Genomic DNA, 7746 nt, shown 5'->3' on the forward strand with positions numbered 1-7746 from the left:
TGGATATAAGTAGGCATGAGGATATGAATCCATAAAATGTAACTCCATGTTTTTATTTAATAATAAAAAACTGAATCATTTTTAAAGGCAGCGCTCTGCCCTCAAGCCTTAAATATCGCTACTTAAAAAGCGCTCTGCGATAGTTAAACCCTGATAGATGTTCAGTCGTGAAAGTGATCATTTGCACACTCACTGCGGGCTGACCGACCCTTTAGATAAAATGAATCATGACCCTTATTTTGAGTAATCAATTAATGAGTTTTGAGTCATCAATTAATGAGTCATTTCAAAGTTGCAGCCGCCAGTCCATCGATAAGATGGACCGAGCAGGCATGTTTTGCACTTATGGCGTTAACTTGCGCCGTTAACTTGTCGCAGTGCTTCTTTGTGTGGTTTGCCAAGCGTCGGCAACCACAACGGCGGAATCTGCTGGCGCTAACATCTCAGCCTCTAAAATCATATCCGCGGCGCGCTCAGCCAACATGATGGTCGGCGCGTTTAAATTACCGTTCGGGATAGTCGGGAAAATAGAAGAATCCACCACTCGTAAATTCTGCAATCCATGCACGCGGGTTTCAGGATCCACCACCGCCATCGCATCTGTGCCCATCTTGCACGAGCAAGAAGGATGATAAGCACTCTCAACCGATTGGCGCACAAAGGCATCGATTTGCGCATCGGTTTGCACTTGTGTGCCGGGTTGAATTTCTTCACCGCGATACTCATCGAATGGCGCTTGATTGATGATCTCACGGGTCAAACGCACACAGGCTCTAAAGCCTTCAATATCATCCGGATGCTGTAAATAATTAAACTGGATCTTAGGTGGCGCTTTAGGATCTGCCGACACTAAGGTCACGGCACCACGGCTTTTAGGCTTGTTATGGCCCACATGCACCTGAAAACCATGGCCCGCAAAGGCTTCTCTACCATCGTAGCGCATAGCCGCAGGTAAAAAGTGGTACTGCAAATCTGGCCACTCAAGCCCCGCTTTTGAGCGAATAAAACCACAGGATTCAAAGTGATTCGTGGCCCCTAGGCCAGACTTATCTAAAATCCAACGGGCACCGATTAAGAACTTGCTGAAAGGATCTAACTTGCCATTGAGTGAAATCGGTTTAAGGCATTTGAATTGGAAATAAAACTCTAAATGATCCTGTAAATTCTGACCGACACCGGGCAACTCATGTTGTAACTCGACCCCTGCATCGGCCAATACTTGGGGATCGCCAATACCTGATAATTGCAGTAAATGCGGCGAACCTATTGATCCAGCAGCTAAAATCACTTCTTTATTACAACGAATATCTTCAACTTTACCTTTGTGCTCAATGCGAACGCCAACGGCCGCTTGCCCTTCCAATAACACTTTATGCACTAAGGTGTGGGTCAACACAGTGAGATTACGTCTGGCCATCGCCGGGCGTAAATAAGCATTAGCGGTAGACCAACGCACGCCTTTTTTGACCGTCATGTGCATGGGACCAAAACCTTCTTGCTGCGCCGCATTATAATCGGCGGTCGATAAATACCCCGCCGCAATGCCCGCATCCACAAAGGCTTGGTATAAGGGATTTTGCATCTGGTTGCCGTTATTCACGCCTAACGGCCCAGACTCGCCGCGATACTCATCGCCACCAAAGGCCCAGGTTTCTGCCTTTTTAAAGTACGGTAAGCAATGGCTGTAATCCCAGTTGGTCGCCCCTTGCGCCTGCCACTCATCAAAGTCCCTGGCATGACCACGGACATACACCATGCCGTTGATCGACGATGAACCGCCAAGCACTTTGCCCCGAGGGCAATGCATCTTGCGATTATCTAAATGTGGCTCTGGCTGCGTCTCAAACTGCCAAGCATATTTAGGGCTGTTCATCGGAATCGATAACGCCGTCGGCATCTGAATAAAGATGCTCTTATCGCTGCCACCGGTTTCTAATAACAGTACTTCGTTTTTAGGATCCTTAGACAGACGATTAGCGAGCACACACCCTGCAGAACCGGCGCCGACTATGATGTAGTTATAATATTTTTGCTGGAGTGAATGGGCCAAAATGCCTCCTTAAAATGGGCTTTCTAAGGGCTGTAGACCCACGTAAACGGCTTTAACTTGAGTGTAATGCTTGAGTGTCTCGCTACCGTTTTCACGGCCAATACCCGACAACTTATACCCACCTACTGGCATTTCTGCTGGCGATGCACCATAGGCATTGATCCAGCAAATACCCGCTTGTAACTGATGAATAACCCGATGGGCACGGCTGATATCTTGGGTGAACACCCCAGCAGCTAGGCCCATGGCGGTATTGTTTGCCCGAGCAATCACTTCGGCTTCATCTTTAAAGGTGAGTACCGACATCACAGGGCCAAAGATTTCCTCTTGGCAGATACGCATCTCGTCGGTGCAATCGGTGAAAATGGTTGGGGCGATAAAGTAACCATTGGGAGCATTATCAGGCGTTAACGCTGTGCCACCAGTGAGCAGAGTTGCGCCGTCATCGATACCTTGCTGAATATAATCGAGCACTTTTTGCTGATGATCTTTGGAAATCAACGCGCCAAAGTTAGTCTCTGGCGCCATAGGATCGCCCACCACAATATTGGCTTGGGTACGGGCAAGCAGCTTCTCAATAAAGTCTTGATAAACAGACTCATGGACAAACACTCGCGTCCCATTGGTGCAGACTTCACCTTGAGTATAGAAGTTACCGAGCATGGCACCTGAAACCGCATTGTCGATATCAGCATCATCAAACACGATAAGCGGTGATTTACCGCCGAGTTCCATAGTGACGTCTTTTAATGAACTTGCTGCTGCGGCCATGACTTTTTTGCCAGTACCGACTTCACCAGTGAAAGACACTTTGGCAATATCCGGATGTCCCGTTAACCAAGCGCCAACCTTACCATCGCCCATCACGACGTTAAATACGCCATCGGGCAAACCCGCCTCACTTAAGAGTTGCGCTAATTTCAGTGCGCCAAGCGGTGTTTCTTCCGAAGGTTTAAAAATCATCACATTGCCGCTGGCTAATGCAGGAGCGGCCTTCCAACAGGCGATTTGTAATGGGTAATTCCAAGCGCCAATACCAGCACAAATGCCTAAAGGCTCACGGCGGGTGTAATAAAAATCTCCACCGACTTGCTGCTGCGCGCCTTCAAGCCCAGGGGCAATATGGGCGAAAAACTCGATGGCATCTGCTCCTGTGACCACATCAACCACTGAGGCTTCTTGCCAAGGTTTACCTGTGTCGCGCACTTCGATTGCCGCGAGTTCATCATTACGATCGCGCAATAATGCGACCGCGTTTAATAGAATACGACTGCGTTCGGTGGCACTCATGGCAGACCAAATCGCAAAGCCTTTTTTGGCGCTCTCGATGGCCGCTTGCTGAATTTTCTCATCAGCCACTTGCACTCGGTACGCCAATTGCCCTGTGGCAGGATTGACGACGTCGAAGGTTTCGCCGCTATCGTTAGCGAGCAACTGACCCGCAATAAAGTTGTACTGTACTTCTACTGACATGTTTTGACTCCATGCTGCTTTATCACATTGTGGATAAAGGTTTTGCATAATTTTTCGGCCTGAACAAAATCCTGTTCAGGGGTTTCACTTAAGGCGCTGCGTAACCAAAATCCATCGATCATCGCCGCCGTTTGCTCAGCAGCCATCAGGGCAAACTCTTTGGGCAACACGTGCCGAAAGGAAAAATGTAAGTTGCTGTATAAGCGGCGACTATTAATATTCTGCAAACGGGCTAACTGGGGATCGTGGACGGCCTGTGCCCAAAAACTCAGCCAAGTGTGAGTGACATTTCGTGAGCGCTGTAACTCGGTAAAATTCGCTTCAACTATCATCATTAAGCGCTCTGTTGGCGCCAACACTTGTCCTTGGATTCGATTGAGCAACGCTTGCTTTAACTGCTCGAGCAAGTGGCGCAGCGTCGCTTGGATCAAGCCCTGCTTACCACTGAAATAATGACTGATGATCCCCGACGACATCCCCGCCAACTGACTAATGCTGTTGATGGTCGTGTGCTGCAATCCATGCAAGGCAACCGATGCTAATGTCGCATCAATAAGCTGCTGTCTGCGTATCAATTTCATGGCGGTTTTAGGCATAAATACTCAAGGAATAACCACTCTCTCAATACTCTGAACGACGTTAATTGAACGTTCAATTAACAATCATGATAATGATTAGTGATGTAACTATCAACCTAAAATAGCACAGTGATAAAGCTCACAAGTTAGTTATGTAAAAAAGAATTAATCTGTAAAAACAAGATAAATGTATAGATTTCTTTGACTTACGGCCCTACCACAACCACAGCAGCACGCATAAATTAATATTAGATGTCAAACTAATTAGCTGAAAATAGTGCTACGAACGAGAGTATTAGTGAGGTTTGACCTCTGTTAGATTTAACAATTGAGCCGTGAAATGTTGGATTAAAAGACGGGGCAAAAATGCGATAAAAAGACCAGTAAAAGATATTCAAAAATGATGTATCACCACGGGCGCAAACAATCCAGAAAAACCATACCGTACGCCGACACTGATACCCGTCATAAAAGTCCGAAGTTTAGTTACCGGGTTCCAACTTTAGTGGGAAATTGGCCCCAGATAAGCGCTGAACTCGATCAAGCTCACACTTTCACTACCTCCAAATTGGTAACTTGAACATCAGAAACGAAAACAAATTTATCTTTGCAAATTAATAGGTGGATTTTATGGCTGCTAAATTTTTTATTCCTTCTGTCAACGTGTTAGGCCAAGGCGCAGTGGATGACGCTATCGGTGACATCAAAACCTTAGGCTTTAAGCACGCACTCATAGTGACAGACAAACCCTTAGTCAAAATTGGCTTAGTCGGTGAAGTGGCCGAAAAACTTGGTCAAAATGGCATTACCTCCACCATCTATGATGGCGTACAACCTAACCCAACCGTGACGAACGTCGAAGCCGGTTTAGCCCTGTTAAAAGCCAACAAGTGTGACTTTGTGATTTCACTCGGTGGCGGCTCACCCCATGATTGCGCCAAAGGTATCGCCCTTGTTGCCACCAACGGCGGCAGCATTAAGGATTACGAAGGGTTAGATCAATCCGCAAAACCACAGTTGCCATTAGTGGCCATTAATACGACGGCAGGTACTGCCAGTGAAATGACGCGCTTCTGTATCATTACCGACGAAGCCCGCCACATTAAAATGGCGATTGTCGATAAACACACTACGCCTTTGCTGTCGGTCAATGACCCTGAGCTCATGCTGAAAAAGCCTGCGAGCCTCACGGCCGCAACCGGTATGGATGCTCTGACTCACGCAGTTGAAGCCTATGTGTCTATTGCTGCCAACCCGATCACCGACGCCTGTGCGATCAAGGCCATGGAATTGATTCAGGCTAACTTAGTCAACGCGGTTGAAAACGGTCAAGACATCAACGCCCGTGAACAAATGGCCTACGCCCAATTCTTAGCGGGTATGGCCTTTAACAATGCCAGCTTAGGTTATGTGCATGCGATGGCGCACCAGTTAGGCGGTTTCTACGATCTGCCCCACGGTGTGTGTAACGCCCTGCTGCTGCCCCATGTACAGGAATACAACGCCCAGGTCGTCCCTGCTCGCTTAAAAGACATTGCTAAGGCTATGGGTGTGGATGTGTCCAACATGACCGATGAGCAAGGTGCCAGTGCGGCGATAGCGGCAATCAAAAAGCTGTCTGTTGCGGTTAAGATCCCAGAAAATCTGACCTTGTTAGGCGTGAAAGCGGAAGATATTCCAACACTTGCGGATAACGCGTTAAAAGATGCCTGTGGATTCACCAATCCAAAACAAGCGACCCATGCGGAGATCTGTCAGATCTTCACTAATGCGCTGTAATTGTGCGCTGTAATCGCCATACTTTATCAATCGCAAGTTATCGCACAGTAATAGTGCGCTAACTTGCTGGATAAGGACTGATTGTCCTGCTAGTGCGTAAACACGACTTCATCCTCCAATGAATGCGTTTTGGGCTCCAATAGTGCGCAGAATATCGCTGCACTATTGGGGCCTTTTTTATACCGGTATCGACAAGATGGTGAGGTAAGTTACTATCTTAAAAATTGAGCAACAAAAACCAACATAAAACTCAGTGTCTATGCACCTTTGCACTGACAAAACACTCACAAATCTGCATATTCAAGAAGAAAGGATCTGAACCTCAAATATTCATAGCAAAATGATATAAAAAACGTGATCTCTGTGGGTTACAGACTGTTACAGATCCGATAAGATGGCCCCAGTTCGCTTTTTCCCTGCAAAAGATGAAGCCAGCTGAGAGGCCCGTTCTAACGAATGGGCCTCTGTCCATTCTGCCTTCTGCGTTTCCTCTGCGACAACTTAAGCTGGTACTTAATCGTATTACACCCACTAAAGCTTAATTAACCTACTTACTCCGCGGTTCACTCTTTTTATCACTTACACTCAATAAGACTTACTGACGGCCAAGTTGTTGCTTTATTAATCAGTAATTCAGCAAAAGCGAAACTTCACCCAAAACTGAGATCTAGCACAAAGTTATTGGCATAAAACTCATGCTAAATAGAGACATGACAGATTAAGTAAATGGTTAATTTTCATGCAGTAACTATCCTTCTCCGTCAAAAAACATCAAGGCTAAATAGACTTAATTAATGATTGACCGAATTCAAAAACGATGCCTATGATGGCAACAATATCCTCGAACAGGTAGGTACGCTATGACTGCAATCACCCATGTATATAACTACACAGTTAGATGTCCACATTACAAAGATCCTGAACATCCCGTTACTTGGTTAAATCATATTGAAATGAACCAGTCCTGTGAAATCGCGTTAAATCGCATCACTAAGTGGCACGAGCTTTCTGGGGATAAGTCCTTCGAAACAAATAAGTTCGTGGTTCGTAAAGCCGAAAATGAAGATGCTTACTTCTCGATGCAGAGTGACAGACTCAAAAATGACGGCCATGCCCTAGTCACCTTTAAAATCTTTTTAGATGATTGCTGTGACGATGCTGCACCGGAAGAAATCATGCAGCACCTGATTGAAGACTATCAACAACGCTTAGCCAAACTCGAATAATCTTTGCAGTATTATTTAGCGACCTTAGACGCCAGTGCGCAAAACGCCACTGGCGTTTTTATTTGCTGAATTAATAAAATTTAAACTCCGACGTCATTTCGCACTATCCGTTTCACACCTCTTGCTCAAACTTGCCTAAAGACATTACGACAACAACTCGGCAGATAATGGTGCCATAGCGTGATTCAGCTCAAGATCTGTTATATTGTCCCGAATGTTATTTGGCACTGTAAAATTGGCAGGCCCAGTAAATTGAGTTACGAACTTAAATTGAGGATTAGCATCACAATGAATAAAGCGACGCTCATTATTATTCCTTTATTACTCGCGACATCCGCCTGTGCGGATTTAAAGGACGCAGGCCGTGCCATAGGCACAACCACTAAAGATGTCACCACAGAGATAGGCCACGCGACTCGAGACACCACCAAAGCCATAGGCCATGCCTCGCGGGATGCCGTCAAATCGGTAAAAGAAGATTTAACCAAAGACTAGGGTCTGTTGATCTTTGCTGTACAAATGTTGTTCAGCAATACATCGGCAGCCACATTAACATAAACGCCAGTGACACCATACTGGCGTAATTTCTTGCTAGCTTGTCATATCTTGTTGATATTGCTCGATAGTGTTTAATTCTTCC

6 protein-coding genes and 1 pseudogene are annotated in these 7746 nt (G+C 46.0%); 3 read left to right on the plus strand and 4 right to left on the minus strand.

Annotation, left to right across the window (positions count from 1 at the left end):
• Positions 1-364: 364 nt before the first annotated feature.
• Genes betA through betI form a run of 3 tightly spaced genes read right to left on the minus strand, consistent with a single transcriptional unit; the run spans position 365 to position 4119 of the window.
• Positions 365-2050: a choline dehydrogenase gene (betA, locus tag KV201_RS05810; RefSeq protein ID WP_226058784.1), complete on the minus strand. Its 1686-nt coding sequence runs from the start codon at positions 2048-2050 to the stop codon at positions 365-367.
• 9 nt (positions 2051-2059) lie between these two features.
• Complete coding sequence (betB, locus tag KV201_RS05815) at positions 2060-3523, minus strand: betaine-aldehyde dehydrogenase (RefSeq protein WP_226058785.1); 1464 nt, start codon at positions 3521-3523, stop codon at positions 2060-2062.
• Positions 3514-4119 carry a transcriptional regulator BetI gene (gene betI / locus KV201_RS05820; protein WP_198572099.1) on the minus strand — a complete coding sequence of 202 codons (606 nt, stop codon included), beginning with the start codon at positions 4117-4119 and terminating at the stop codon, positions 3514-3516. Before betI ends, betB begins: the two co-directional genes overlap by 10 nt.
• Before the next feature lie 612 nt (positions 4120-4731).
• Between betI and yiaY the strand changes: the two genes are divergently transcribed.
• The 3 genes from yiaY (at position 4732) to KV201_RS05835 (ending at position 7601) form a co-directional block, all read left to right on the plus strand.
• Positions 4732-5880 carry an L-threonine dehydrogenase gene (gene yiaY, locus KV201_RS05825; protein WP_006085119.1) on the plus strand — a complete coding sequence of 383 codons (1149 nt, stop codon included), beginning with the start codon at positions 4732-4734 and terminating at the stop codon, positions 5878-5880.
• An 860-nt stretch (positions 5881-6740) separates the two neighbouring features.
• Positions 6741-7106: a hypothetical protein gene (locus KV201_RS05830; RefSeq protein ID WP_006080845.1), complete on the plus strand. Its 366-nt coding sequence runs from the start codon at positions 6741-6743 to the stop codon at positions 7104-7106.
• 288 nt (positions 7107-7394) lie between these two features.
• Positions 7395-7601 (plus strand): hypothetical protein, encoded by a 207-nt coding sequence (locus tag KV201_RS05835; RefSeq protein WP_006080844.1) that lies wholly within the window; start codon positions 7395-7397, stop codon positions 7599-7601.
• Positions 7602-7632: 31 nt separating this feature from the next.
• Here KV201_RS05835 and KV201_RS05840 read toward each other — a convergent pair.
• Positions 7633-7746, minus strand: a pseudogene (locus KV201_RS05840) (IS5/IS1182 family transposase); the annotation flags it as partial.

The sequence above is a fragment of the Shewanella sp. SR1 genome (genome assembly GCF_020447145.1).
Lineage (GTDB): Bacteria > Pseudomonadota > Gammaproteobacteria > Enterobacterales > Shewanellaceae > Shewanella > Shewanella baltica.